Annotated in this window: 23 protein-coding genes; 10 read left to right on the top strand and 13 right to left on the bottom strand. The window is 72.7% G+C overall.

The window, feature by feature from the left end:
* Window positions 1-49: 49 nt before the first annotated feature.
* The 3 genes from proC to OWC43_RS15990 all read left to right on the top strand — a co-directional run bounded on the left by proC (window position 50) and on the right by OWC43_RS15990 (window position 2,495).
* Window positions 50-904 carry a pyrroline-5-carboxylate reductase gene (gene proC, locus OWC43_RS16000; RefSeq protein WP_238308629.1) on the top strand — a complete coding sequence of 285 codons (855 nt, stop codon included), beginning with the start codon at window positions 50-52 and terminating at the stop codon, window positions 902-904.
* Window positions 905-972: 68 nt separating this feature from the next.
* Window positions 973-1,815 (top strand): TetR/AcrR family transcriptional regulator, encoded by an 843-nt coding sequence (locus tag OWC43_RS15995; RefSeq protein ID WP_393957384.1) that lies wholly within the window; start codon window positions 973-975, stop codon window positions 1,813-1,815.
* A gap of 101 nt (window positions 1,816-1,916) precedes the next feature.
* Window positions 1,917-2,495 (top strand): cytochrome b, encoded by a 579-nt coding sequence (locus OWC43_RS15990; protein WP_393957382.1) that lies wholly within the window; start codon window positions 1,917-1,919, stop codon window positions 2,493-2,495.
* A 10-nt stretch (window positions 2,496-2,505) separates the two neighbouring features.
* On the opposite strand, the gene OWC43_RS15985 is transcribed toward OWC43_RS15990, so the two are convergent.
* Window positions 2,506-3,396 carry a LysR substrate-binding domain-containing protein gene (locus OWC43_RS15985; protein ID WP_393957381.1) on the bottom strand — a complete coding sequence of 297 codons (891 nt, stop codon included), beginning with the start codon at window positions 3,394-3,396 and terminating at the stop codon, window positions 2,506-2,508.
* 130 nt (window positions 3,397-3,526) lie between these two features.
* On the opposite strand from OWC43_RS15985, the gene OWC43_RS15980 reads away from it, so the two are divergent.
* The gene (locus OWC43_RS15980; protein WP_393957380.1) at window positions 3,527-3,745 is read left to right on the top strand and encodes a hypothetical protein; all 219 of its coding nucleotides are present in this window, start codon (window positions 3,527-3,529) and stop codon (window positions 3,743-3,745) included.
* A gap of 152 nt (window positions 3,746-3,897) precedes the next feature.
* On the top strand, window positions 3,898-4,650 hold the full coding sequence (locus OWC43_RS15975) for a sulfite exporter TauE/SafE family protein (RefSeq protein WP_393957379.1): 753 nt from the start codon (window positions 3,898-3,900) through the stop codon (window positions 4,648-4,650).
* Between the two features lie 115 nt (window positions 4,651-4,765).
* On the opposite strand, the gene OWC43_RS15970 is transcribed toward OWC43_RS15975, so the two are convergent.
* The 4 genes from OWC43_RS15970 to OWC43_RS15955 form a co-directional block, all read right to left on the bottom strand.
* Window positions 4,766-5,674, bottom strand: a complete 909-nt coding sequence (locus OWC43_RS15970; protein WP_393957378.1) for an AprI/Inh family metalloprotease inhibitor — start codon at window positions 5,672-5,674, stop codon at window positions 4,766-4,768.
* 2 nt (window positions 5,675-5,676) lie between these two features.
* A complete protein-coding gene (locus OWC43_RS15965; RefSeq protein ID WP_393957376.1) occupies window positions 5,677-6,651 on the bottom strand; it encodes a 2-hydroxyacid dehydrogenase in 975 nt (324 codons plus the stop codon).
* Window positions 6,652-6,774: 123 nt separating this feature from the next.
* The gene (locus OWC43_RS15960) at window positions 6,775-8,718 is read right to left on the bottom strand and encodes an AI-2E family transporter (RefSeq protein WP_137830975.1); all 1,944 of its coding nucleotides are present in this window, start codon (window positions 8,716-8,718) and stop codon (window positions 6,775-6,777) included.
* Between the two features lie 214 nt (window positions 8,719-8,932).
* Window positions 8,933-9,307 (bottom strand): response regulator, encoded by a 375-nt coding sequence (locus OWC43_RS15955; protein ID WP_137830976.1) that lies wholly within the window; start codon window positions 9,305-9,307, stop codon window positions 8,933-8,935.
* A 174-nt stretch (window positions 9,308-9,481) separates the two neighbouring features.
* Here OWC43_RS15955 and OWC43_RS15950 point away from each other — a divergent pair, with 174 nt between their 5' ends.
* Both OWC43_RS15950 and OWC43_RS15945 read left to right on the top strand, forming a co-directional pair.
* Window positions 9,482-10,840 carry a pentapeptide repeat-containing protein gene (locus OWC43_RS15950; RefSeq protein WP_393958572.1) on the top strand — a complete coding sequence of 453 codons (1,359 nt, stop codon included), beginning with the start codon at window positions 9,482-9,484 and terminating at the stop codon, window positions 10,838-10,840.
* Between the two features lie 161 nt (window positions 10,841-11,001).
* Window positions 11,002-13,419, top strand: coding sequence for a response regulator (locus OWC43_RS15945; RefSeq protein WP_393957375.1), 2,418 nt, complete (start codon window positions 11,002-11,004; stop codon window positions 13,417-13,419).
* A 138-nt stretch (window positions 13,420-13,557) separates the two neighbouring features.
* On the opposite strand, the gene OWC43_RS15940 is transcribed toward OWC43_RS15945, so the two are convergent.
* From OWC43_RS15940 to OWC43_RS15930, 3 genes are all read right to left on the bottom strand, one after another.
* Window positions 13,558-13,788: a hypothetical protein gene (locus tag OWC43_RS15940; RefSeq protein ID WP_393957374.1), complete on the bottom strand. Its 231-nt coding sequence runs from the start codon at window positions 13,786-13,788 to the stop codon at window positions 13,558-13,560.
* A 405-nt stretch (window positions 13,789-14,193) separates the two neighbouring features.
* Entirely contained in the window at window positions 14,194-14,886 is a 693-nt protein-coding gene (locus tag OWC43_RS15935; protein WP_137830979.1) for a DUF1013 domain-containing protein, read from the bottom strand.
* Between the two features lie 292 nt (window positions 14,887-15,178).
* Window positions 15,179-16,096, bottom strand: coding sequence for a LysR family transcriptional regulator (locus tag OWC43_RS15930; protein WP_393957372.1), 918 nt, complete (start codon window positions 16,094-16,096; stop codon window positions 15,179-15,181).
* A gap of 148 nt (window positions 16,097-16,244) precedes the next feature.
* Here OWC43_RS15930 and wrbA point away from each other — a divergent pair, with 148 nt between their 5' ends.
* On the top strand, window positions 16,245-16,844 hold the full coding sequence (gene wrbA / locus OWC43_RS15925; RefSeq protein WP_137830981.1) for an NAD(P)H:quinone oxidoreductase: 600 nt from the start codon (window positions 16,245-16,247) through the stop codon (window positions 16,842-16,844).
* A 258-nt stretch (window positions 16,845-17,102) separates the two neighbouring features.
* On the opposite strand, the gene OWC43_RS15920 is transcribed toward wrbA, so the two are convergent.
* Window positions 17,103-18,098, bottom strand: a complete 996-nt coding sequence (locus OWC43_RS15920) for an L-threonylcarbamoyladenylate synthase (RefSeq protein WP_393957371.1) — start codon at window positions 18,096-18,098, stop codon at window positions 17,103-17,105.
* Window positions 18,099-18,206: 108 nt separating this feature from the next.
* Between OWC43_RS15920 and OWC43_RS15915 the strand changes: the two genes are divergently transcribed.
* On the top strand, window positions 18,207-19,970 hold the full coding sequence (locus tag OWC43_RS15915; RefSeq protein ID WP_393957370.1) for an acyl-CoA dehydrogenase: 1,764 nt from the start codon (window positions 18,207-18,209) through the stop codon (window positions 19,968-19,970).
* 66 nt (window positions 19,971-20,036) lie between these two features.
* Here OWC43_RS15915 and OWC43_RS15910 read toward each other — a convergent pair whose 3' ends face one another.
* Together OWC43_RS15910 and OWC43_RS15905 are read right to left on the bottom strand one after the other, a co-directional pair.
* Window positions 20,037-22,277: a glycosyltransferase gene (locus OWC43_RS15910; RefSeq protein WP_137830983.1), complete on the bottom strand. Its 2,241-nt coding sequence runs from the start codon at window positions 22,275-22,277 to the stop codon at window positions 20,037-20,039.
* A gap of 10 nt (window positions 22,278-22,287) precedes the next feature.
* Window positions 22,288-22,608 carry a cupin domain-containing protein gene (locus OWC43_RS15905; protein WP_137830984.1) on the bottom strand — a complete coding sequence of 107 codons (321 nt, stop codon included), beginning with the start codon at window positions 22,606-22,608 and terminating at the stop codon, window positions 22,288-22,290.
* Between the two features lie 101 nt (window positions 22,609-22,709).
* Between OWC43_RS15905 and OWC43_RS15900 the strand changes: the two genes are divergently transcribed.
* On the top strand, window positions 22,710-22,877 hold the full coding sequence (locus tag OWC43_RS15900) for a hypothetical protein (protein ID WP_171015543.1): 168 nt from the start codon (window positions 22,710-22,712) through the stop codon (window positions 22,875-22,877).
* A gap of 78 nt (window positions 22,878-22,955) precedes the next feature.
* Here the strand turns inward: OWC43_RS15900 and mutL are convergent, their stop codons facing one another.
* Together mutL and OWC43_RS15890 are read right to left on the bottom strand one after the other, a co-directional pair.
* Complete coding sequence (gene mutL / locus OWC43_RS15895; protein ID WP_393957369.1) at window positions 22,956-24,962, bottom strand: DNA mismatch repair endonuclease MutL; 2,007 nt, start codon at window positions 24,960-24,962, stop codon at window positions 22,956-22,958.
* A gap of 56 nt (window positions 24,963-25,018) precedes the next feature.
* The gene (locus OWC43_RS15890) at window positions 25,019-26,245 is read right to left on the bottom strand and encodes an acyl-CoA dehydrogenase family protein (RefSeq protein ID WP_137830986.1); all 1,227 of its coding nucleotides are present in this window, start codon (window positions 26,243-26,245) and stop codon (window positions 25,019-25,021) included.
* Window positions 26,246-26,282 lie beyond the last annotated feature (37 nt).

Genomic DNA, 26,282 nt, shown 5'->3' with positions numbered 1-26,282 from the left:
ACCCCTTGATCGCGGGGCGATCCGGTGGGATCGAGGGCGCATGACGGACATGCCCGCTTCCCCCCTCGCCGCCGCCTCCCTCGCCACCTTGCCCGCCCCCCTGGTCCTCGTCGGCGCCGGCAAGATGGGGGGCGCCCTGCTGCGGGGCTGGCTCGCCGGGAGCCCCGCGGGCGGGCTCGACCCGGCCGCGGCGGTGGTGATCGAGCCGCACCCCTCCCCCGAGATCGCCGACCTCTGCGCCGCGCGCGGCCTCCGGCTCAACCCGGACCGGCCCGAGCCGGCGGGCGTCCTGGTGCTCGGCTTCAAGCCGCAGGGCCTCGACACCGCCGCGCCCTCGCTCGCGCCCTGGATCGGCGAGGGCACGCTCGTGGTCTCGATCCTGGCCGGCAAGACGATATCCGACCTCAAGCGCCGCCTGCCCGGCGCCCGCGCGGTGGTCCGGGCGATGCCGAACCTCCCCGCCAGCATCGGCCGCGGCGCCACCGGCGCGGTGGCCAGCCCCGAGGTCGATGCGGGCCAGCGCGCGGCGGCCGACGCGCTGCTCGCCAGCGCCGGGCTCGTCGCGTGGCTCGACGACGAGAGACTGATCGACGCGCTCACCGCCGTGTCGGGCTCGGGCCCGGCCTACGTCTTCCTCCTGGCCGAGGCGCTGGCGGAGGCCGGCATCGCGGCGGGCCTGCCGCCGGATCTCGCCCAGAGCCTCGCCCGCGCCACGGTGGCGGGCGCGGGCGCGCTGCTCGACGCGGATCCGCGCGCGGCGGCACAGCTGCGCAAGGACGTGACCTCGCCCGGCGGCACCACCGCGGCGGCACTCGCCGTGCTGATGCGCGCGGGCGGCCTGCCCGACACCCTGCGCGACGCCGTCGAGGCCGCGCGGGTCCGGGCGGGCGAATTGTCCGGTTGAGCCGCTCCGGGGTGCAACCCCGCGCGACCGCGCCTACATACCGGCGAAGCGAGCACGGAGCACGGATCATGGACGAGGCCCGGAAGGACGAAGCCCAGAAGGACGGGGTCCAGGAGCTGAAACCGGGCAAGTCCAAGTCCGGCAAGACCGGATCGGACGAGTCCAAGGCGGGTGGAGCCAAGGCAAGCGCGTCCAAGGCGAGCGCATCCGTATCCGGTCCCGAAACCACGGCGAAGAAGCCCGATTCCCGCACGGCCGCCGTCGAGGCCCTGATGCGGCTCGCCGCCGAGCAGCCCTGGAACGACATCGAGATCGGCGACATCGCCCGCGAGGCGGATCTGAGCCTCGCCGAGCTGCGCGAGCTGTTCCCCTCCAAGGGCGCCGTGCTCGGCGGCCTGTCGCGGATCATCGACCGGGCGGTGCTGGACGGCGACACCAGCGACCTCGCCGACGAGCCGGCCCGCGAGCGCCTGTTCGACGTGCTGATGCGCCGCCTCGACGCGATGACGCCCTACAAGGCGGCCCTGCAACGGATCAGCTTCGCGCTGCGCGGCGATCCGCTCTCGATGCTGGCGCTCAACGGCGTGGCGCTCAATTCCCACCGCTACATGCTGGCCGCGGCCGGGATCGACACCGAGGGTCCGCTGGGGCGCCTCAAGATCCAGGGCACCGTCCTGGCCTTCGCCCGCACCGTCGAGGTCTGGCTGGACGACGAGGATCCGGCGCTCGCCCGCACCATGGCCAAGCTCGACCGGGAGATCCGCCGCGGCGAGACCTTCATGGAACGGGCCGAGGATGCCCGCCGCCTCACCGCCCCGCTGCGGGCCATCGGCCGCGCCCTGATGGAACGGCGCCCCCGCCGCGCGCATCGGGAGCGCAGCGCCGACGAGGATCCGGCGGCGGCGATCTGAGTCCCACACGCGGATGTGATGTCCCGGACGGCCTTCCCGCCATAGGTGAATCGGAGGTTCGGCGGCGACGGTCTGTCGCCCCGCGTCCCGGGAGGATGGCCATGGATACCGCCGCCCAACGTGACACCGCCCTTCGCTCCGTCGGCGGCCCCGCCCGCTACGGCCGCATGGCTCAGGCCCTGCACTGGCTCACCGCGCTCCTCGTCGCCGCGGTGCTGCCCTTGGCCTGGATCGCGACGAACCTCGCCAAGGAGGACCCGGCCAAGCCGATCGTCTTCCAATTCCACAAGTCGGTGGGGCTCACGATCCTGGCGCTGGTGGTCCTGCGCATCCTGTGGCGCGCCCTGCATCCGCCGCCGCCCGACACGGTCGAGCCCGCGGGTCTCGCCCTGATCGGCCGGATCAACCACTGGCTGCTCTACGCGGTGTTCCTGCTGATGCCGGTGAGCGGCTACCTGCTCAGCGCCTATAACGGCAACACGACGCAGTTCTTCTATCTCTTCCCGATCCCCGGCTTCGCCAAGGACAAGGCGCTGCAGGAGACCTTCGCCTCGGTGCATCTCGCCGGGCAATACGCGGTCTACGCCCTGGTCGGACTGCATATCGCCGCCACGATCTGGCACGCCGCGATCCGCCGCGACGCCGTGCTCGCGCGGATGCTGCCGGGCCGATCCGGCTGAACGCCCGCGTTCACGCGCTCTCCGCGAGCAGATGGTCCACGAGCTGGCGCGCATGCGCCGGCAAGGCGGAAAACTTGCGGGCGGCCAGGACGAGGTACCGGCAGGCCCAGGGATCGCTCAGCGGCACGATCCGGATCGCCGCCGTCTCCCTGGCGCGGAGCGCCGCGGCCTCGGGGACGATGGCGACGCCGACGCCGCGGGCGACCATCCGGCAGACCGCGTCGAGCCCGCCGAGCCGCACCCGCAGCTTGAAGGGCCGGCCGGCGCGGGCGGCATGGCCGGCGAGATAGGTCTGGAGCGAGCGGCTGTGGCTCAGGCCCACGAAGGGCTCGTCCAGAACCTCCCGCAGGGCGACCGCCGCCCGCTCCGCCAGGGGATGGCCCTCGGCCACCACGAGGACGAGCCGGTCGGGGCGCAGGCGCCGGGTCTCCAGATCGGCGAGTTCGGTGGTGTCGGCCACGACGCCGAGATCGGCCAGCCCACCCGCCACCGCATCGACCGTCTCCCGGCTGGTGCGCTCCTCCAGATCGACATCGACGCTCGGATGGGCGGCGAGGAACCCGGACAGGGCCTCCGGCAGGAAGGCCGCGACGGCGGCGGTGACGGAGAGCAGGCGGACATGGCCGCGCAGGCCGCGGGCATATTGCCCGAGTTCGCCGCGCATCTGCTCCAGTTGCGCCAGCACCGTGCGGGCGTGATGCGCCACCGCGAGCCCCGCCGGCGTCGGGCGCACCCCACGGGGGCGGCGCTCCAGGAGCGGGACGCCGCCGTCGAGCTCCATGCCGCGGATGCGCTCGCTCGCGGACGCGAGGGCGAGGCCGGCGCGCTCCGCGCCGTGGGTGATGCTCTCGGCCTCGACCACGTGGAGGAACAGGCGGAGATCGGTCAGGTCGAAGCGCAAAGGCTTTGGTCCTCCGGTGGGCCATAATCCTCCGGCGGCGGCACGCGGGCAAGAGCCTTCGGCTCAGCCGAAGGCTGGGACGGGCGACTTCCGCATTGTCGCGCGCGTCCGCTCCGCCGAAGCTCGGCCCATGGCACAGCAGGCACCCACCCTCGTCTCGGGACGTCTCCTTCTGGAGGGCGCCACGATCGTCCTCGCGGCGCTCACCGCCCTGTCGGCCTTCGCGATCAAGACCGAGGCCGCGCGGACCTGCGCGGTCCCGCAGGTGGCGGCTCCGGCGCAGTTGGCCACCGCATCCGATCCCGATCCGGAAACCCTGTTCCGCGATGTTCTGATGCTGGGCGACTGAAGTCTGCCCGGATGCGCCGACCGCACGCAGAGTCTCCGGGCTTTCCCCGCCGGCCCGGCGCGCGGTGCCCTCGGGATGGCGCCCCGCGCACCGGCCTCGTCCCCACCGCGCGACCCGCCTGACCGCACGCCCGCCCCTGCACCGGACACTGTATGCCCCTCCCCCTCGACCCTTCGGCGCTCGCCATCGCGGCCTTCGCCTTCCTGCTCGCCGGCTTCGTCAAGGGCGTGGTCGGGCTCGGCCTGCCGCCGGTGGCGGTGGGGCTGCTCAGCCTCGTCATGACGCCCGCGGAGGCGGCGGCGATCCTCGTGGTGCCGGCCTTCGTCACCAATGTGTGGCAGCTCGTGGCGGGGCCGCGCTTCGGGACCCTGGCGCGGCGCCTGTGGCCGCTTCTCGTGGCGAGCACCCTGACGACGCTCGCCGCGGGGGCGCTGCTGCACGGCCGCTACGGGCGCGAGGCCACCATCGCCCTGGGCGTCGCGCTGATGATCTACGCCGCCTACGGCCTCGCGGCCCTGCGGCTCGCCGTGGCGCCGGCGACCGAGCGCTGGCTCGCCCCCCTGATCGGGGCCGCCACCGGCGTGGTGACGGCGGCCACCGGCGTCTCGTCCTTCCCGGCCGCGCCCTATCTCGGCGCGCTCGGGCTGACCAAGGACGACCTGATCCAGGCGCTCGGCCTGTCCTTCACCGTCTCCACCATCGCGCTGGCGATCGCGCTGACGGGCAGCGGCGTCCTCAATCCGACAATCGCGGGCGTCTCGCTCGTCGCCCTCCTCCCGGCCCTGGGCGGGATGTTCATCGGCGGCTGGGTGCGGGGCCGGGTCAGCGATCCGGTGTTCCGAAAGGTCTTCTATGTCGGCCTGCTCGGCCTCGGGGCGCACCTCGCCGCGCGGGCGATCCTCTAGAGCACGATGCGGAAAAGTGGAATCCGGTTTTCCGGAATCATCGTGCGACCACAAACAGATAGAGCGTGCCGCTGTTTCCGTAGAAATGCAGCACGCTCTAGAGGCTCCGGCGGCGTTACGGCTCGACCTTCCTGAGCACCAGCGTCACCCCGATATCGGGGTCGCGGCGCCAGCGCCCGTCGCCGAGGGGGACGAGATTCACCGCGTGGCCGCGGCGGGCCTTGAGCGTCAGGAGACCGGCGGCGTAGCGCCAGGCGACGGGATCGAACACGGTGATCCCGCTGTCGCGGCAGCCGGGCAGGATGCGCAGCGGAGCGTCCTTGGGGGCGTCCTTGACCGTGTCCTTGGCCAGCCCGTCGGGCGGCGACAGCTCCACGCGGCAGACGTCCTTCTGCGTGGCGCGGTCGAGGGCGTAGAGGCCCGGCGCCGGCCCGTCCACCGGGGGCGCCGGAGCGACCGCCGGCTCCGCCGCCGCGGCGGGCGAGGCCGCAGGACTCTCGGCCGCCGGCCGCATGGCGGCGATCTGGAGCGGCACGAGGCTGTAGCGGTCGCCGTTCCCGGCGGTGGCGCCGAGGCTGCGGCCGTCGGGCTCGCGGGCGAAGCTCAGGATCGGCCGCGCATTGCCGTCGATGAGGCGCAAGCCCTCCTGGACGTAGAGCCAGCCGGCGATGCCCGACAGGATCGGCAGCGCCCGGCGGCATCCCGCGGGGAAGCGCACCACCCGGCCGCTCGGGCCGCTCTCGGCGGAGAGCGTCAGCACGCAGCGGCGCGGCCCGCCGGTGATGGCCAGATCCCAGGTGCCGACCGCCCCGGCCAGGGTGTCGGGCAGCGTGACGGCGAAGGGAGCGCCAGGGGCGGCGTCCGGAGGCGCCGCTTCCGGGGGAACGGCGCGGGTCGCATTGCCCCGTCCATCCGAGGGCGGCGCGGCGTCCTGCGCCGAGGCCGCGACGGAGACGAGGGACAGCAGGGCGGCGAGGGCGAGGGCGGTGGAACGCGGCACGGAACGCATCGTCATGGAACCCATCGTCACCGCCCGCCCCGCGCCGGCGTCTCCGGGACCGGGGTCAGGGGCGCCTGCCCGTCGAACCACGCGAACAGGTTGTCGGTCAGAAGCCGGCCCATGGCCGCGCGGGTGTAATGCGAGCCGGAGCCGACATGCGGCAGCAGCACCGTGTTGTCGAGGGCGGCCAGATCCTCCGGAACGTGCGGCTCGTTCGCGAACACGTCGAGACCGGCACCCAGGATCGTGCCGGCCTTGAGCGCGGCGGTCAGCGCCGCCTCGTCGATCAGGCTGCCGCGGGCGATGTTGATCACGATCCCCTCCGGCCCCAGGGCCGCCAGCACCGCCGCATCGACGATGCCCCGGGTGTCCGGCCCGCCGGGGGCGGCTACGATCAGGATGTCGCTGGCGGCGGCCAGCCCGATCAGGCTGTCGTGATAGGCGTAGGGAACGTCGTCCTGCGGCCGCCGCCCGTGATAGGCGACGTGCACGCCGAAGGCTTCGAGCCGCGTGGCGATGGCCCGGCCGATCCGCCCGAGGCCGAGGATGCCGGCCCGGCGCTCGCGCAGGCTCGTGGTGAGCGGGAAGCTCGCCTGCCGCCACTGGCCCGCGCGCAGGTAGCGGTCGGCCTGCGGGATGCGCCGCACCGTGGCGAGCAGGAGGCCGAGCGCGAGGTCGGCCACCTCGTCGGAGAGCACGTCGGGCGTGTGCGTGACGCAGATGCCGCGGCGCGCGGCCTCGCCGACATCGATGGTGTCGTAGCCGACGCCGAAGCTCGACACGATCTCGAGGTTCGGCAGACGGTCGAACAGGGCGCCATCGATCGGGGTCATCGCGCCGACGGCGAGGCCGCGGATGCGGGGGCCGATCTCGGCCAAAGCCGCGTCGCGGTCGGGCGCCGCGTCCAGCCGATGCAGGCGGAAGCGCTGCCCGAGCCGCTCGGCCACGTCCGGCCGGGTCTGGCGGATCAGCAGGATCTCGGGCCTGTCGTCAGATGTCACCCGGGGTGCCTCCCGCCTGTCCGGAGTCGTGCCGGAACCTTGCCGGAACCTTGCCGGAGTAGTCCCGCGCCGGGCGGCGGTCCAGCGCGCGATTCCCCTCCCCCTTGCGGAGAGGCGGCCGCCCTACTCCGCCGCCTGACGCATCGGCTCGGGCGTGGCCCGCGCCTGCTCCAGGGCGGCGCCGAGCGCGTCGCCCAGCGAGGTGACGAGGCGGTCGGCGGCGATCTGTCGCCGCAGGCGCCCGAGGGAGGCCGGGTCGCGCTCGCGCCAGAAGCCGACCAGCACGCTCACCCCCGGCACCGCCTGCCGGGCACGGCGCAGGGTCAGACGGACCTGCGAGAGGGAGATCGGGTCGAGATAGGAGAAGCAGATCATCGCCGGCCGCTCCCCCGGCGGCAGGGCGGCGAGGTCCTGCCGGGACACCACCCGCGCGGTGAGGCCGTGGCGGGTCAGGGTCTGGGCCAGCATGAGCGTGGCGGCCTCGTCGAAGGCGCCCCCGCTCGTCACGCAGAGGACCGGCGCGGCACCGCGCCAGCCGGGCGCCAGATCCTCCGACCGCAGGACGACCGCCGCGTCGCTCCGGTCCGGCCCCACCGCCGCGAGGGCGGCCTCGGCCTCGGCGCTGCCGGGCTTCTGCCGCCGCCGGCCGAGGAGGGCGAGGCCACGGCCCCGCACCTGGCCCAGCGTCTCGACGACGGCGCGCACGTTGGACCCGACCTGCGCCTGCCGGTCCCGGTCGAGGCTGCCGCGGGCGGCGTCCTCCTGCGCCATCCGCAGGGCCGCCAGCGCGACCTCGTCGTAATAGGTCACGAGCGCCCGCTCCTTCAGGAACAGCCGCCCCTGCTCGATCGCCTCGTCCGGATCGCTCGCGAGCATCCGCTGATAGAAGATCTCCTGGGGCCCCAGGGCCGGCCGGTCGCCGAGGATCACGTCGAGGAACCACAAGCGCTCGACATGGCGCCCGAGCACCACGAGGCAGACGGTGAGCGGCGTCGCCAGCAGGAGGCCGATCGGCCCCCACAGGAAGGTCCAGATGGTGGCGGCCAGGATCACGGCCATCGGCGAGATGCCGGTCGAGTGCCCGTAGAGCAGCGGCTCGACCACGTGGCCGGCGATGGGCTCGACGATCACGAACAGGAGCGCGACCTGGATCGCCATCGACCAGCCGGGATCGACCGCGACCGCGATGGCGAAGGGCAGCACCGCGCTGATGACGGCGCCGATATAGGGCACGAAGCGGGAGATCGCGGCGATGACGCCGAACAGGATCGGGCTCGGCACGCCGATGGCCCAGAGCCCGATCCCGATCACCACGCCGAAGGCGAGGTTGAGGATCAGCTGGGCCAGGAAGAGCCGGCTGAGGCGGCCGGTGGCGTCGTCGATGGCCGCGGTGGTGCGGCGCAGATCGCTCGACCCGGCCAGCCGGATCGCGCGGTTCCGCAGATCCTCCCGCTGCAGCAGGATGAAGATCGTGAACAGCAGGATCAGGCCGAGGGTCGCCAGCGGATGCAGCACGCCGCCCGCGACGGAGCCCAGCGTCTTGAGCACGCCCGAGCGCGGCGCGTGGATCTCGACCTGCATCGGCCGCTCGGCGGTGCCGAGCCGGGCGTCCCCGGCGGCCTCGGTGGCGGGGGGCTGCAACTCCTTGCCGAGTTCCTCGGCCATGTCGAAGAAGCCGGAGAAGCTGTCCGACAGCCCGCCCCGCTCGGCGGTGGCGGCGCGCAACGCCGTGATCTTGTCGCGCAGGGTCAGCGAGTAGCGCGGGAGATCGGTGGCGAGCTGGGCCGCCTCGCGGGCGATCAGGCCGCCGACCGCGGCCAGGATGCCGAAGGCCAGCAGCACCACGACCAGCACGGCCGCGACCCGCGGCACCCGCCAGCGCCGCAGCGCCCGCACCGCCGGCAGGAGGACGAAGCTCAGGAGGATGGCGAGCGCCACCGGCACGAGGATGTCGCGGCCGAGATAGAGCGCCCCGGCCAGCGTCACGACGAGGAGCAGCGAGGCGAGCGCCGTCACCACCGGCAGCGCCCGCCGCATCAGGCGCGCCGTGACCGGATCGTCGCTCATCGAACCATCGCCTGTGTGTCGGGAAGGGCAGCGTCGGCCTCCGCTTCTCCCACCCGCCCCCTCATCCTGAGGTGCGAAGCGGAGCGGAGCCTCGAAGGAGGGTTCCAGGGATCGCGCGCATACGGGAGCCCTCCTTCGAGGCCGCTCACGCGGCACCTCAGGATGAGGGGGTGCGGGGGAGAAAGGGTGGTGGAGGCGCCTGCCCCTCCCACGCTCAGGACGCCGCTCCGATCGCGGCGCCGATCTGGGTGAGGAGCTTGGGGAAATCGATCGGCTTGGCGTGATAATCGTCGCAGCCGGCCTGGATCGCCTTGTCGCGGTCCCCCGACATGGCATGCGCCGTCAGCGCGATGATCGGGATCGCGCGGGTGTCGCCGCCGGCCTTGAGGGCGCGGGCGGTCGACCAACCGTCGAGCACCGGCAGGTTCATGTCGAGAAGGATCACATCGGGCTGGGCGGCGCGGGCCTGTTGAACGCCCGCCTCGCCGTCATGCGCCAGCACCACCTCGTAGCCGCGGCGCTTGAGGCGCCGGGACAGGAAGTCCCAGATCTCCTCGTGGTCCTCGACCAGCAGAATCTTGCCCGACACGCCCGCCCATCCCCTCTCGCGCCGATGCGGCGCGTCGCACTAACGCGCGGAACGCCCGCCGGTCGCACAATCGCCGCGGTGCAAGCATCTCGCCATCGAGGGCGGCCTGCCTGTATCGATCGTGCGGGCGGCCGGCGGACGGCGCGAGGGTGGGATATGGTGCGGGACGCGGGCGTGCAACATGGTGGGGCGGAGGACGATCCGCGCGTCGCCGCCCTTCTCGCGCAGGTCGGTGCCGGCGCCGCACCGCTCGACGGCGCGGGCCGGGCCGGACTCGCCGGGCTGGCTCTGGGGCGTGCCGCGCTGGAATCCCGGATCGACCCCCTCGCGCCGCCCCGGTGGTGGGCCGCGGGCTCCGGCGGGCTCGATCTCGGCGGCGCCGACCTCGCGGAGGCCAAGCTGGAGGAGACGGACCTGTCGGGGGCCAATCTCCGGCGGGCGCGGCTCGGCGGGGTCCTCGCCCGATCGGCGGGTTTCGAGGGCGCCTGCCTGGAGGAGGCGGACTTTTCCGAGGCCGACCTCTCCGGGGCGCGCTTCCGCGGCGTCGCGGGCGGGCAGGCCGATTTCGGCGCGGCGATGCTGGAGGATGCCGATTTCTCCGAGGCCGTGATGCGCTTCGCCTCCTTCCGGAAGGCGCTCCTCGACGGCGCCCGCTTCCCCGGAGCCGACCTGTGGGGCACCGACTTCACCGGGGCGGATGCCGACGATTCCGTGTTCCGCGCCGCCCGCCTCGACGAGGCGAACCTGTCCGATTGCAACCTGACGGGGGCGGATTTCGAGGGCGCCAGCCTGAAGAAGGCGCGCCTCGTCGGCTCCCGCCTGCGCGGCGCCAACCTCGCCGGCTGCCGCCTCGACGGGGCGGATCTCTCGGACGCCGATTTCTCCCGCACCAGCCTCGTGCGGCTCGACCTGACCGGCTGCCGGCTGCAGCATGCCCGCTTCGCGGGCGCGTGGCTGGAAGGCGTGCGCTTCTCCCACGAGCAACTCGGCGGCGCTGTCGGCGAGGAGGCGGCGGGCGAGTACGAGGCGGCGCAGGCGAGCTATCTCGCCCTCGAACGCAACCTCCAGAGCATCGGCAACCATGTCGGGGCCAGCTGGGCCTATAAGCGCGGACGCCGGATGGGCCGGCGCCACGCGGGCGTCCAGGCGCGCCAGGCCCTGTCCGCCCGCGATCCGCGCGGCGTGATCGCGCACGGCTATCGCTGGATCGCCGACCGCTTCGTCGAGTGGCTGTGCGATTACGGCGAGAGTCTCTCGCGGATCGCCCGCGCCTTCCTCATCGGCATCATCCTGTTCGCGGGCGCCTACGGGGCGACCGGCGGCCTGTCGCGGGAGGGCAGCGGCGTGCCGACCTACAACCCCCTCGACCTCGTGAGCTACAGCGCCCTCAATATGTTGACCGCCAATCCGCCGGAAATCGGGGTAAAGCCCGAGGGCCGGATCACCAACCTGCTCGTCGGCGCGCAGGGCGCCGTTGGCATCGTGCTGATGGGCCTGTTCGGCTTCGTGCTCGGCAACCGGCTGCGGCGCTAGAGCATCGGCCCGAAAGGCGGGGACCGGCTTTCGGAGCAAGCCGATGCGGCACAGGAGCCGAGGGCATCGGCCCGAAAGGCGGGGACCGGCTTTCGGACCGAGCCGATGCGGGGCGGGAACCGGGGGCGGACGATGGAGAACGACACCGTGGGAGCGACACCGTGACGGCACGCGACGACCACCCGCTTCCTTCACCGGTCCCTTCGCCGGTTTCTTCCCCAGTCCCGCCGAGGGAGACCGATTTCCGCAACCTTGCCGATGCGCTGCCCCAGCTCGCCTGGATCGCCGACGGCACGGGCAACCTGTTCTGGTACAATCGCCGCTGGTACGACTACACCGGCACAACGCCGGCCGAGATGGCCGATCACGGCTGGCGCCGGCTGCATCACCCGGACCATCTGGACCGTGCCGCCGCCCGCTTCTCCGCCTGCATCGCGGCCGGCGAATCCTGGCAGGACACGTTCCCCTTGCGCGGGCGCGACGGGCAGTACCGCTGGTTCCTGTCGCTCGCCGAGCCGGTGCGGGGCCCCGACGGCACGGTCGAGCGCTGGTACGGGACCAACACGGACATCACCGAGACGCGTCAGGCGCAGGACGCCCTGCGCCTCTCGGAGCAGCGCTTCCGCGCCCTGATCGATGCGTCCGCGGCGGTGATCTGGAACACCACCGCCGCGGGCGAGCTGATGCCGCCGCAGCCGCGCTGGGCCGCCTATACGGGCCAGAGCGAGGAAGCCTATCAGGGCTGGGGCTGGGTCGATGCGGTCCATCCCGACGACCGCGCCAGGGCCGCGGAAGTGTGGGCCGAATGCGTCGAGGCGGTGCGCCCCTACGCGATCGAGTACCGGCTGCGCCGCCACGACGGGGAATGGCGCGACACCGAGGTGCGCGGCGTGCCGGTGCTGGCCGAGAACGGCACGATCCGCGAATGGGTCGGGCTCAACATCGACGTCACCGTGCGGAAGGAGGCCGAGGCCGAGGCGGAGCGCGCCCGGGCGGCGGCGGAGGCCGCCAACCTCGCCAAGAGCCAGTTCCTGGCCAACATGAGCCACGAGCTGCGCACGCCGCTCTCGGCGGTGATCGGCTATTCCGAGATGCTCGGCGAGGAATTGGAGGATCTGGGCCAGGCGGAACTGCTGCCGGACCTGCGCAAGATCGAGTCCTCGGCCCGCCACCTGCTCGGACTCATCAACGACGTGCTCGACATCTCGAAGATCGAGGCCGGGCGCATGACGCTCTCCGCCGAGTCCTTCGACGTCGCCACCCTGATCGACGACGTCTCCGCCGCCACGCAGAGCCTGATCGCGAAGAAGCGCAACCGCTTCCATCTCGATCTCGGAGACGAGTCCGGCGACGGCCTCGGCACGATGCATCAGGACCAGCTGAAGCTCCGGCAATCGCTGATCAACCTGATCGGCAACGCCGCCAAGTTCTCGGAGGACGGCGACATCACGCTCACCGTGCGCCGGGTCGCGGAGGACGGCACCGACTGGATGAGCTTTTCCGTCTCGGATACCGGCATCGGCCTCACGGACGAGCAGATGGGCCGGCTGTTCGAGCGGTTCAGCCAAGCCGACGAATCGACCACGCGCCAGTTCGGCGGGACCGGGCTGGGGCTGGCCATCACCCGTGCCTTCTGCGAGCGCATGGGCGGGGGCATCGGCGTGACGAGCCGCTTCGGCGAGGGCGCGACCTTCACGATCCGCCTGCCCGCCGAGTTGGCGGTGCGCGAGGAGGAGGAGGCGGCCGAGACCGTGGCCGCCCGCGTCCACGAGATCACCGCGGGCGAGGCCCATCTGCACGACGTGGTGCTCCTCGTCGACGACGACCCTGCCGCCCGCGACCTGCTCCAGCGCTTCCTCGAGCGCGAGGGGTTCCGCGTGCGCACCGCCAATGACGGGCGGGCCGGCCTCACCCTGGCGCGCGCCTTGAAGCCGCGGGCGATCCTGCTCGACATCGAGATGCCGCGCATGGACGGCTGGGCGGTGCTGCACGCGATCCGCACCGATCCGGACATCGCCGAGACCCCGGTCATCATCACGAGCGTCGTCAACGAGTTCAGCCTCGCCCACGTGCTCGGCGCCACCGACTATCTCGTCAAGCCGGTCGATTGGAGCGCCCTGAAGGAGGCGATGGAGCGCTACCGGCCGGCCGAGCAGGAGGGCAGCGTGCTCATCGTCGACGACGACGAGGATGCCCGCGAGCGGGTGCGCCGCACCCTCCAGCGCGACGGCTGGCAGGTGCGCGAGGCGGGCAACGGCGCCGAGGCGCTGGAGAGCCTCGATGCGGCGAGGCCGAGCCTCATCCTACTCGACCTGATGATGCCGGTGATGGACGGTTTCGCCTTCCTCCGGGCCCTGCGCGGGCGGCCGGACGGCAACGTGCCGGTGGTGGTGCTGACCGCCAAGGAGATCACGCCGTCCGAGAAGGAGAGCCTCGGCGCCCAGGCCGACCGGCTGATCATCAAGGGCTCGATGAGCCTGGCCGAGATCGGCCGGCAGCTGCGCGACCTCTACGCCCGCCACGACCGGACGCCCCTGCCCGGGGAGATCCAGGGCCTGATCGAGCGTCTCCCCTCATAGGGAACCGTCCCGGATTCCGGATCCGGGATGATTCTCTAAAATCCTGTACTGCAACATCTTTTCCGAAAGGCGGGCCCCCACCTTTCGGGCGGATGCTCTGGGGCGGCCTTCGGCACGGCGCCTTGGGGGCCGCGCGGATCAGATCGCGAGGGCGCGCTTGCGTGCCTGCTTCACGAGCGTCAGGGTCTCGCGGAACTGCCGGCGGTCCTGCTCGGCCCCCGCCCCGTTGACGATCCGCACGTTGCGATACCCGGCTTCGGCCCAATCGTCGGCGAGGCACATCGCGCTCGCCGCCTGATGCCGGGTCTGGCGAAGCAGCTCCGCCCCCGTCTCGGCCAGGATGATGAATGGCTGCGCGCAGTAAGACATCGGACGCCTCCTCGATTGCTAGAGCATCGGCCCAAAAGTGGGTGCCGGCTTTCGGAGGACAGCCGATGCGGCACAGAAACCGAGAGAAACGTCGCGACACCGCGACGTTTCTCTCAGCCAACGCGCCCACGAGATCATTCGCCCCGCGCCCCAAGAATTAAATCATCCATCGACAGAGAACATCCGCCTGCAGCACGCTTCGTGCCAAATATTGGCCGATTTCCGCAGGACGAAACGCGCCCATGCACGGAGCGAGGCTGTGCCTCGGTCCGTCAAAACCGATGATCGCGGCATGAAAAACCCCTCGCCCCGGATCGCGTCCGGAACGAGGGGTCTTGGGTCACGGTCGGGGGCCCGTCGCCGCGAAGTCGAGGTTCGGGACGACGAGCCGGGAGTGAAGCGGAACTAGTCCTCGTCGTCCTCGTCGATGCGGCTCATGCCCTTGAGCTTGGCGAAGACCGCGTCGGCGTTGAGATCCTCGTCCTCCGCATCCGCCTCGGCGGCCGGGGCGGTGGAGACCTCGGTCGGCAGGAGCTTGGCGCCGCCATCGGCCTGGACCACGGCAGGGCGGTCCTTGGCGGCGCGCTGCACCTCGAAATCGAGATCGATCTGCGAGCACAGGCCCAGCGTCACCGGATCGAGCGGCGAGAGCTGGCTGGAGTTCCAGTGGGTGCGCTCGCGGATCTGCTGGATCGTCGACTTGGTGGTGCCGACGAGGCGGATGATCTGCGCGTCCTTCAATTCGGGATGGTTGCGGATCAGCCAGAGGATCGCGTTCGGCCGGTCCTGGCGGCGCGACAGCGGGGTGTAGCGCGGCCCCTTGGTGGTGCGCTTGACCTCCGGCAGCTTCACCTTCGAGACGGCGACCTTGAGCCGGTAATGGGGGGCCTTCTGCGCCTTCTCGATCTCGTCGCGGGTGAGCTGGCCGGTGGTGATCGGGTCGAGACCCTTGATGCCGGCGGCGACCTCGCCGTCGGCGATGCCCTTCACCTCGAGCGGGTGCAGCTTGCAGAAATCGGCGATCTGCTCGAAGGCCAGCGAGGTGTTCTCGACGAGCCACACGGCGGTCGCCTTGGGCATCAGCGGACCTTGGGACATCGGGCAAACTCCAGACGAATCGCGTGTCGTTCGGGACGTCGCGCCACGGGTCGGGCTCGGCGGAAACGGGCTTCCCGCGACCTCCGGCTTCGAGCCCGGAGGATCCCATGTCGCGATGAATGAGGGGATGGGGGCTTATACAGGCGGAGAGGCCCCCGGCGCAATTGTATTGATGTCCTCTCGATTGCCTCAGGCGCCGGCGGCCGCGTGCGCGGCCTTAGGCTGCAAGCCGAGGCCCGCTGCGGGCGGCGCCGTTCGCGCCGAGCCATCCCGATGCCCTTGCCTGCGCGCCTCAACCACGGGTGACCGCGGCGTGTTGCGGGGTCTCAAAAAACCCTTCCGCCATCCGTCCCTCCAGGGCGGGCCGCAGCGGCGCGATCTCGGCGGCGGCGTGCTCCAGGAAGGCGCGGACCCGCACCGAGCGGCGCAGGTCGGGATGGGTCAGGAGCCAGAGTTCGGCCGCCAGGTCGGGCTCCGGGCCGGACAGGCGGCGCAGAGCCGGATGCGGATCGGCGACGTAGCAGGGCAGCGCGCCGATGCCGATGCCCGCCGCCACCGCCTCGCACAGGCCCTGGACGGTGTTGATCCGCAGCGCGACCCGCTCGGGCGGGGCGCGTTCGGCGACGAAGCGGGCGAACAGCCCCCCGGCCACGCCCTCGTCCGGACTGACCCAGGGCGGGTCCGCGGCAAAATCGCCCTCGACGGGACCGTAGACCGCCCAGGCCACGCCCGAGAGGCGCCGCCCGACGAGGTTGGCCGGCGGCTCGCGGGTGGCGCGCAACGCCACGTCCGCATCGCGCCGCGACAGGTTCAGCGCCTCCTCCGACACGACGAGGTCGAGCCGCACCCGCGGATAGCGTGCCCGGAAACGGGCCAGCATCGGCATCATGAGGTCGATGGCGAGGCCCGCGGGCGCCGTTACCCGCAGGATCCCCGAGGGCACCGAGGCGCGGTCGGCGACCTCCCGATCGAAGCGGGCGGCCTCCTCCTCCATCCGGGCGGCGGCGGCCACCATCGCCTCGCCCGCGGGCGTCGGCACGTAGCCGGAGCGATGACGCTCGAACAACCGCGCCCCGAGTTCCGCCTCGAGCGCCGCCAGCCGCCGGAAGGCGGTCGACGGATTGATCCCGAGCTGGCCCGCCGCGGGCGCCAGGGCGCCGCATTCGGCGATGGCCCGTACGAGGCGGAACTCGTCCCACGCGACCGTCATCGCCCGCCCCTCCCGGCATCACGCTCTTGCATCCGTGCAAGGATCATCTTGCAGACGAGGGCATTTCTGCAAGCGGGGCGAGCCCCCATACTCCGTTCGCATTCGACGGGGCCGCGGGTCTGCGGCCGGACACGAGGAGTTGCGCGCGATGGCGAAGGTACTGGTTCTCTACTACTCTTCCTGGGGCCATGTGGAGCGGATGGCGGAAGCCGTCGCCGAGGGCGCCCGCGAGGCCGGGGCCGAGGTCGCGGTCAAGCGCGTGCCGGAGCTGGTGCCCGAGGAGGTCGCCAAGCAGTTCCACTACAAGCTCGATCAGGCGGCGCCGATCGCCACCGTCGAGGAACTGGCCGATTACGACGCGATCATCTTCGGCACGCCGACCCGCTACGGCAACATGGCCGCGCAGATGAAGCAGTTCATCGACCAGACCGGCGGCCTCTGGGCCAAGGGGGCGCTGGTCGGCAAGGTCGGCTCGGCCTTCACCTCCACCGCCTCGCAGCATGGCGGCCAGGAAACCACGCTGACGAGCTTCCACACGGTGCTGTTCCACCACGGCATGGTGGTGGTGGGCCTGCCCTACAGCTTCGGCGGCCAGAACGGCGTCGAGCAGGTGAAGGGCGGCTCGCCCTACGGCGCCACCACCATCGCCGACGGCGACGGCTCGCGCCAGCCGAGCGCGGTCGAACTCGACGGCGCCCGCTTCCAGGGCCGCCACGTGGCCGGCATCGCCGCCAAGCTCGCGGGCTGATTCTCTCGGAAGGGCGGGACGAAACATTCCGCCCCTCCCCTCATCCTGAGATGGCGGCGCTGAGGGTTGCCCTCGGAGGAGGGCGCAGGAGGGAACAAACTCTTCTCTTGCTCTCACAACGGCTTGCGCTGCGGACAAGAAAAAAGGCTCGGATTACTCCGAGCCTTGAAGGGAAAAGGCCATTGGGGGCTGAACTGGCCTTCGTGACCGGACAATGCCCCGGCGGCCGATGGGTTCCGAAAAATCTGCGAAAAAGATTCAGCGCGGCGCGGCGGCCCGGCGCAGCCGGTCGTTGATCGCCTCGCCGAGCCCGGCCTCCGGCACCGGTGCCACCGCGATGACGGAGGCGCCCGAAGCGTCGAGGCGGCGCAGGGCCGAGAACAGCCGGGCGGCGGCCTCCTCCGCGATGCCCGCCTCGCTCAGGTTCTCGGCGGCGCAGGCCTCGGCCAGCCCTTCGGGCCGGAACGCACCGAACAGCAGCACCGCCTCGCCGGGGGCGATCCGCGTCGCGTCGAGCCGCACCCCGGCCCGCGGCGCGTAATGGGAGGCGAGCAGGCCCGGTCCGACCGGTCGCGCGCCGACCTCCCCGCCGGTCTCGGGTGAAAAACCCAGGACGGCGGCGAGGGCCTCGCGGGTCACCCCCCCCGGCCGCAGCAGCCGGGGCGGCCCGCCGAGGCAGGCGACCACGCTCGATTCGACCCCGACCGGGCAATCGCCTCCGTCGAGAATGGCGGCGATGCGTCCGTCGAGATCGGCCAGCACATGCGCGGCGCGGGTCGGGCTGACCCGGCCCGAGCGGTTGGCCGAGGGCGCCGCCACCGGCCGCCCGACCCGCGCCAGGAGGTCGCGGGCGAGCGCATGGCCCGGCACCCGCAGGGCGACGCTGTCGAGACCGGCCCGGGCGAGATCGCAGACCGTGCCGCCGGGCGCCACCGGCACCACCAGCGTCAGCGGCCCCGGCCAGAAGTGTTCCGCGAGTTTTTGGGCGTGCGCGTCGAAGACGCCCTGAGCCATCGCGGCCGCGCGCGTCGGCAGATGCGCGATCAGCGGGTTGAAGCTCGGCCGCTCCTTGGCGGCATAGATGCCCGCCACCGCCGCCGGATCGGTGGCGTCGGCGCCGAGGCCGTAGACCGTCTCGGTCGGCAGCGCGACGAGCCGCCCGGCCGCGATGAGGGCGGCGGCCTGTTCGAGGCCGGCGGCATCCGCGGACAGGCGCCTCGTGGGCGGCGGGGCTGTTGACGGGAATCCGTCCATGTCGGAGGGGATGGGATCGCTCGTATCGGGGAACAGGCGCCCTAGCCTTCCCCGGTGCGGGCCGTCAAACGGCACGCGCGTCAGCAGCGCCAGGGACAGGCTCGCCCCATGACCTATCGCCCCCCCGTCGAGGAGATGACCTTCGCGCTCCGCCACGTGGCGGGGCTCGACGCGGTGCTGGCGGGCAGCGGCACCGATCTCGCCCCCGAGGACGCGGCCGCCATCCTGGAGGAGGCGGGCCGCTTCGCGGGCCAGGTGATCGCCCCGCTGAACCGCGCGGGCGACCGGCACGGCACGCCCCTCGCGGACGGCGCCGTGACCACGCCGCCGGGCTGGCGGGACGCCTATCACGCCTTCGTCGCGGGCGGCTGGAACGGCGTGCTCGCCGCGCCCGACCATGGCGGCCAGGGCCTGCCGCACCTGCTCGCCGCCGCCTGCACCGAGATGTGGAACGGAGCCAACCTCGCCTTCGGCCTGTGCCCGCTGCTGACGGCGGGCGGGATCGAGGCGCTCGCCGCCCACGGCTCCGACGACCTCAAGGGCCGCTATCTCGAGAAGCTGGTCACGGGCGAGTGGACCGCGACCATGAACCTGACCGAGCCGCAGGCGGGCTCGGACCTCTCCGGCCTTCGCACCCGCGCCGAACCGAACGGGGACGGCAGTTACCGGATCACGGGGGCCAAGATCTACATCACCTACGGCGAGCACGACCTCGCCGACAACATCTGCCACCTCGTGCTGGCCCGCCTCAAGGACGCGCCCGCCGGCACCCGCGGCATCTCCCTGTTCCTCGTGCCGAAGGTGCTGCCGGACGGCACCCGCAACGATCTGCGCTGCTCCGGCATCGAGCACAAGCTCGGCATCCACGCCTCGCCGACCTGCTCCATGGCCTTCGGCGACGGCGGCGGCGCCACCGGCTGGCTGATCGGCGAGGAGAACCGGGGCCTGGCCTGCATGTTCACGATGATGAACTCGGCCCGGCTCAATGTCGGCCTGCAGGGGGTCGGCGTGGCCGAGGCCGCCACGCAGAAGGCGCTCGATTACGCCCGCGAGCGTCGCCAGGGCCGCGCCCCGGGGGTGGCGGAGCCCGTCAGCGCCATCGCGGCGCATGCCGACGTGCAGCGCATGCTGCTGACCATGAAGGCCTATACCGCGGCCGCCCGCGGGATCTGCTACCTCACGGCGCAGGCCCTCGACGCCGCGCACGGGGCCGAGGGCCGCGTCGCGCATGACCGCGCCTCGCTGCTGACGCCGGTGGCGAAGGCCTTCTCCACCGACATCGCCAACGAGGTGACCTCGCTCGGGGTGCAGATCCACGGCGGCATGGGCTTCGTCGAGGAGACCGGCGCGGCCCAGCTCATGCGCGACGCCCGCATCCTCGGGATCTACGAGGGCACCAACGGCATCCAGGCGATCGACCTCGTCACCCGCAAGCTGCCGCTCAACGGCGGGGCCACGGTGGGCGCGCAGATCGCGGCGATCCGGCGGGTGGCGGACGGGCTCCTCAAGGACGGCCATCCCGGCTTCGGCCACGCCGCCCCGCGCCTGCGCGAGGGCATCGGCCATCTCGACCGCGCCACGGGTTTCCTGCTCAAGGCCCTGGGCTCCAACCGGCCGCAGGAGGCGCTGCCAGGCGCGACGCCCTACCTGCGCCTGTTCGGCCTCGTCCAGGGCGCGGCCTGCCTCGCGCAGGCCGGGCTCGCATCGAGCGCGGCGCTGAAGGCCGGGGAGACCGATCCGGCGCATGCCGCGCGCATCGCCCTCGCCCGCTTCTTCGCCGAGAACCTGCTGCCGGCCACCTCCGGCCTCGAACAGGCGATCCTCACCGGTGGCGGCTTCGCCGACGACCCGGCCTTCGCGCTGGCGGGGTGAGGCTTCGCGCCTGCCCATCCAACCGCCTCACCCTGAGGTGCCGCGAGAGCGGCATCGGCTCCTCGCTCAGAACCGCGCCGGATCCAGCTCGAAGGTCGGCGGCAGCGCCTCGAACCACTCGCCGTAATAGGGATCGCGCGGGATCGCCTGCGCCCAGCGGGCGCGGAACCGGTCGTGCTCGGCCGGATCGACGGTGCGGGCACGGTTGCGGCTCTCGTAATGGTAGAGTTCGGCCTCCGCGCAATAGACGCTGCGCAGGCCCCGCTCGCGCAGGCGCAAGCACAGGTCCACGTCGTTGTAATTGACGGCGAATCCCTCGTCGAAGCCGCCGACAGCCTCGAAATCGGCGCGCGCCACCATCACGCAGGCGCCCGTCACCGCGAGGTAGTTGCGGTTGCCCGCCGTCGAGAAGAAATGGCCGGGATCCTCGCGGGGATAGGTGCGGCGGGGATGGTCGGGGGTCGCGTCGAGGACGCTGACGCCGACATGCTGCAACTCGCCGGTCTCGAACAGGAGCTTGGCCCCGACGGCGCCGACGCCGGGGATGCGGAGAAGCGCCAGCATCGCCTCGATCCAGTCCGGCGCGATGATCTCGACATCGTCGTTGAGGAAGATCAGCACCGCGCCCGTCGCGGTGCGGGCGCCGAGATTCATCTTGGCGGCGACGTTGAATTCCGGCCGCTCCCACGTCACCGAGCGGGCGCCGTGGCGCTCGATCGCCGCCCGCGTCTCGGGCCGCAGGTCGCCGTTGTCGACCGCGACGATCTCGATCCGCTCGTAGGTGCTCGTCGTCCGGATGCTGGCGAGGCAGGCGGCCAGGAGATCGACCGTTCGGCCCCGCACGGTGCTGTCGCGCCCCGCCGTCGGGATCACGATCGAGACGAGCGGGCGCTCCCGCAGCGTCCGGCGCAGGTGGAAGCTGCCGGCGAAGGCGGTGGGGCGGACGCGGTCGAGCCCGCCGGTGCGCCGGGCCCGGTCCTCCAGGGCGCGGATCGCGGCAGCGACCACGTAGCCCTTGTTGTCCATGGCCTGGGCGGTCGAGCCGGGGATCGCCCGCCAGTGGTAGAGCACCTGCGGCACGTGGCGGACATGGCGCGCGTGCTCGGTGTAGCGCAGCACGAAATCGTAATCCTGCGCGCCCTCGCATTCGGCCCGGAAGCCGCCGATCCGGCCCACGAGGTCCATCCGGTAGAGCGCCAGATGGGCCGTGTACATGCAGGCCTCCAGCGTCTCGGGCGACCAGTCGGGCTTGAAGAACGGCTCGTAGCGCGCGCCCTCGACGGTGATCTTGTCCTCGTCGGAATAGAGGAAGTCGGTCTCGGGCGCCGCGTTCAGCGCCGCCACCAGGGCGTAGAGGGCGTGGGGGGGAATCGTGTCGTCGTGGTCGATCAGGGTGAGCCAGTCGCCGGTGGCGAGCGCCAGCGCGTCGTTGCTCGCCGCGACGATGCCGCCGTTCTTCGTCCGGGACCGGAGGCGCACCCGCGGCTCCTCGGCGGCCAGCCGCGCCAGCATCGGGGCGATGTGGGGCGCGGTCGAGGCGTCGTCGCAGAGGCACAGCTCCCAATCGGGATAGGCCTGCGCCCGGATGCTGGCGAGGGCCGCCGCGAGATAGGGCTCGGGCGTGTTATAAACCGGCATGACGATCGAGATGCGCGGGCGCAGCGCGAAGCCGGCGATGGCCGCGCGCATGGCCTCGGGGGCAAGCAGGGCCGGCCGCTCCACCCGCTCGATCCAGGCGGCGTAGGAGGCCGAGGCCGGCCGCGGCCGGGCGCTGTCCCAGAAGTCCCGCCACAGGGCGGCGGGCGGGCGCGAGAGGCCGAGCCGGGCGAGATGCGGGATCAGGGCGGCGGGGCGGCGCTCGGCCTCCGGCAGGCGCGCCACGAGCCGCCGGGCGACGGCGCCGGCCGCTCGGACAAAGCCCAGGGGTTCGAGGCTCGCCCGCGACAGGCGAAACCGCCCGCTCGCAGCGAGCGGATCGAGGCGCAGGCCCCGCACCCGGCGCGGCAGGCGGATGAGATCGTCGACGCTCCCGTCCTCGCGGAGTTCGAGGCGCATCGCCGCGTCCTCGCGAAAGCCCGTCCCGTCATCGACGTAGAGGAGCGGGACGAGCTTGGCGGTGCCGAGCGGCGCGAGATCGAGCCGCAGCCGCACCCAGCCACCGGCGAGGCGGAACGGGAACAGCCGCCCGCCCCCGGGCCGGGTCAGGCGGAATTGCGGATCGGAGCCGGTCGAGCGCCACAGGCCCTCGCCCTCCGGCTCCACCTGCCCCTTCGGCTCGATCTGACAGAGGATCTTGGACGCGATCATGCCCGCCGGGTTAGCCTCTCGCGAGGTGAACCGCGAGCCAGATCGTCGGATCGGCGGTGCGCTCGACGCGGTGACGGCGACCGGCTGCGATCAGTACGTGGTCGCCCGGCCCCAGATCCAGCGGCTCCGGCACGTCCTCGAAGCGGAGCGTGGCCGCGCCCGCCAACACCGCGACCCACTCGTCCTCCGCCTGATCGTACCAGAAGCCCGGCGGACTCGCCTGCCCGCGGGAGACGATCCGCTCGATCCGCGCCCCGGGGGCCGCGGCGAGCGTCGCGAAGACCTCCTCGGCGGCGCCCGCCGGCGGCAGATCGGCGAACAGGTTGGTCATCGCGCCGGCCCTCCTCGTGAGCGTTCGTGATCGCCGCGGATTGCGACCGATGCGCCCGGGCGGCGTTGACGAGCTAGTCCGAACCGCCCGCGAGACGCGCCATGCCCGACCACGATCCGCCGCCGCTCCCGCCCGCCGACCCGGATGCGGGCCTGCCGACCCCGCCCAGCCCCGGCCGGATCCCGCCGCCGAAGCTGCCGCCGGAGCCGGTGCAAGACCCGTCCCCTGCCGAGGGCGGCGATTCCGGCCCGGCCTCGGAGCCCGTTTGACCGGTTCCGTCCGTCAGATCCCCCGTCCGTAGACATGCCTGCCGTCGCCAGGCGCGTCCGAGAATGGCGGCGGATTGTCTAGCGCCGCCCGAACAACCGCTCGATGTCGGACAGACCGAGGGTCACGAAGGTCGGGCGGCCGTGGTTGCACGAGCCGGAGAGCGGGGTCGCCTCCATCTGGCGCAGGAGCGCGTTCATCTCCTCGGGCTTGAGGCGGCGTCCGGCGCGGATCGAGCCGTGGCAGCTCATGCGCGACAGGAGCGCGTCGAGGCGCCGGCTGACCGGGTCGGGATCGCCCGCGCCGGCCGGGCCGCCCTCCTCGACGCCGCTCGCCTCCAGCGCGTCGAGCACGTCGAGGACGAGGGTCTTCACCGAACCGCCGGCCAGCGCCGCGGGCACCGCCCGCACCAGCACCGCGCCGGGGCCGAAGGCCTCGAGCGACAGGCCGAGCCGTTCCAGCTCGGGGGCGGCCTCGACGAGACGGTCGGCGGCCTCGGGCGCCATCTCGACGACGTCGGGGATGAGGAGGCCCTGGCGCGCAACGCCGCCGCCCGCCCGCTCCGCCTTCAGCCGCTCGTAGACAAGGCGCTCATGGGCGGCGTGCTGATCGACCAGCACGATCCCGTCGCGGGTCTGCGCCACGATGTAGGTGCCGTGGATCTGGGCACGTGCCGCGCCGAGGGGATGGGCCTCGGCCCACTCGGACTCGGATTCCGGCAGGGGACGCAGGTCGGCGCCGGGAGGGGCGAGATCGGGAGCGGGGTCCGGCGCGGCGGGATCGGCGGAAAACGGCGCCTGCGGCGTCTCGGAAAAGCCCGGCCAGGCCGGCCCGTCGGGCGACGACGGGTGAGTTCCGGCAAGGGGCGCGGAGACCGGCGCGCGCCAGCCCGAGGGCGCAGCGACCGAGGGCCCGGAGAACAGGGTGCGGGCCGGGCGCGGCATGAGGCTCGGGGCGGAGGCGCCCGAATGGACGGCGAAGCGGGCCTCGCCCACCGGTCCCCCGCCCGGCCGCAGGGCGTCGAGGGCGGCCCGCGCGCCGGTGGTGGCGGAGCGCGCCCCAGCCCGCCGCAGGGCCTCGTGGATCGCGCTGACGACGAGCGCGCGCACCAGCCCCGGCTCGCGGAAGCGCAATTCGGTCTTGGCCGGATGCACGTTCACGTCGACGAGGCCGGGCTCGCAGGCGAGGTAGAGGGCGAGCACCGGATGGCGGTCGGAACTCATCGTGTCGGCATAGGCCCCGCGCACGGCGCCCAGCAGCAGCCGGTCGCGCACGGGGCGCCCGTTGACGACGAAGTGGATATGGGTGCCGACGCCCCGGTGGAAGGTCGGCAGGCCGACATGGCCTTCGAGGGAGAATCCCTCCCGCGCCATGGAGAGCGGCACGGCGTTGCCCGGAAAGTCCGGCCCCAGCACGCTGCCGAGCCGGCGCAAGCGCGCGGCCTCGCCCGGATCGCCCTCGGCGGGGAAGACGGTGGGGCTGCCGCTCTCGGTGCGCAGGGTGAAGCGGACCTGGGGCTGCGCCACCGCGAGCCGCCGCAGCACCTCCGCGACGGCCGCCGTCTCGGCGCGGTCGGATTTCAGGAACTTGAGCCGGGCCGGGGTCGCGGCGAAGAGATCGGTGACCTCGATGCGGGTGCCGCGGGAGGCGGGCGCCGGCCGCACCGGGCCCTTGGCGCCGGATTCGACCGTGAGGCTCACCCCCTCCCCGTCGGCGGTGCGGGAAGTGATGGCGAGCCGCGAGACCGCCCCGATCGAGGGCAGCGCCTCCCCGCGGAAGCCGAGGGAGCCGATCCGGGTGAGGTCGCCGTCGGGCAGCTTCGAAGTGGCGTGGCGCTCGACGGCGAGGGCGAGATCGTCCGCCCCCATGCCGATCCCGTCATCGACGACCCGGATCAGGCGGCGCCCGCCCGCCTCGATCGTCACCTCGATCGCGCGCGCGCCCGCATCGACGGCGTTCTCGACCAGTTCCTTGACGGCGGAAGCCGGCCGCTCGACCACCTCGCCCGCCGCGATCCGATCGACCAGGATCGGATCGAGACGGCGGACGCCGGCGCGCGGCGGCGGGAGGGCGGAGGCGGCGGACATGTCCCGGAATATAGGAGCCGGCCGCGGCCCCCGATAGGCGCCGGGACGGGCTGTCCTCACCCCCGCGGCAGCATCCGGTCGCTGATGATGCGGCGCTGGATCTCGCTGGTGCCCTCGAAGATCGTGGTCAGCCGCGCGTCGCGCCAGTAGCGCTCGACCCGCCGCTCGGTGGTGTAGCCGTTGCCGCCGTGGAGTTGCATCGCCTGGTTCGTCACCTTGACCGCCATCTCGGTGGCCAGGAGCTTTACCGCCGCCGATTCGCTCTCCGCCGGCAGGCCCTCGTCCAGGAGGTGGGCAACCTGCTGCCAGTAGGCGCGGGCCTGGGCCACCTCCGCCGCCATGTCGGCGAGCGCGAAGCGCAGGGCCTGGAACTGGCCGATCGGCCGGCCGAACTGCTCGCGCTCCTGAAGATACGCGGTGCAATCCTCGACCGCGGCGCGGGCGACGCCCACGGCGCGGGCGGCGGTGTGGACCCGGGCGATGTTGAGGCCGCGCTGGACCGAGGCGAAGCCGCCGGCATCGGCATCCGCGCCCTCGTCGCCGTAGAGGCCGGTGAGCCGGTCGCGCTCGGGCACGCGGACCCGATCGAGCTTGAGCTCGAAGGTCAGGAAGCCGTGATAGCCGATCTTGTCGATGACCGTGCCCTGCATCCCCTCGGGGAAGGTGCCGGGCTCCTTGAGCACGAGGAAGGGCTCGAGACCGGCCGAGCGGGATTCGCCGGGCTCGGGATCGCGCACGCGGGCCAAGACCTCGATGAAGTCCGCGCCTTGCGCGAAGCCGGCCCAGCGCTTGGTGCCGGTGAGATACCAATGGTCGCCCTCGCGCACGGCCCGGGTCTGCACGCCGGCCAAATCCGAGCCGGCGGTGGGCTCGGACAGGGCGATCGAGCCGATCCATTCGCCCCTGGCCGACTTGCCGAGCAGCGCCTTGCGGCGATCGTCGTCGATCGTCTGCGTGCCGAGACCCTGGCCGCGGGCGAGGATCGAGCCGGTGGAGAGCCACGCGCGGGCCAGCTCCTCGGAGATCAGGCAGTACTCGAAGACGCCGAGCCCCATGCCGCCGTACTCGGCGGGAATCGTGATGCCGAACCAGCCCTTCTTCGCCATCTGCTCGATGAGCGAGCGGGGCATCTCGCCCTTCTGCGGGTCGAGTTCGTCGGCGAGCGGCAGGATCACGTCGCGGGCGAACGCCCGCGCCTCCTGCTGGAGGGCGACGCGACGGTCGGTGCGCCAGGGAGACAGGAGTTCCGGCGGGCGCGGCTCCATCACCTCCGGCTTGCCCATCGCTCGTCCCTCCCAGTCTTTCGCCTGCCACGGCATC

Source organism: Methylorubrum sp. POS3, assembly GCF_043352485.1.
Lineage (GTDB): Bacteria > Pseudomonadota > Alphaproteobacteria > Rhizobiales > Beijerinckiaceae > Methylobacterium > Methylobacterium suomiense.
This window is presented reverse-complemented; position numbering and strand designations above follow the sequence as displayed.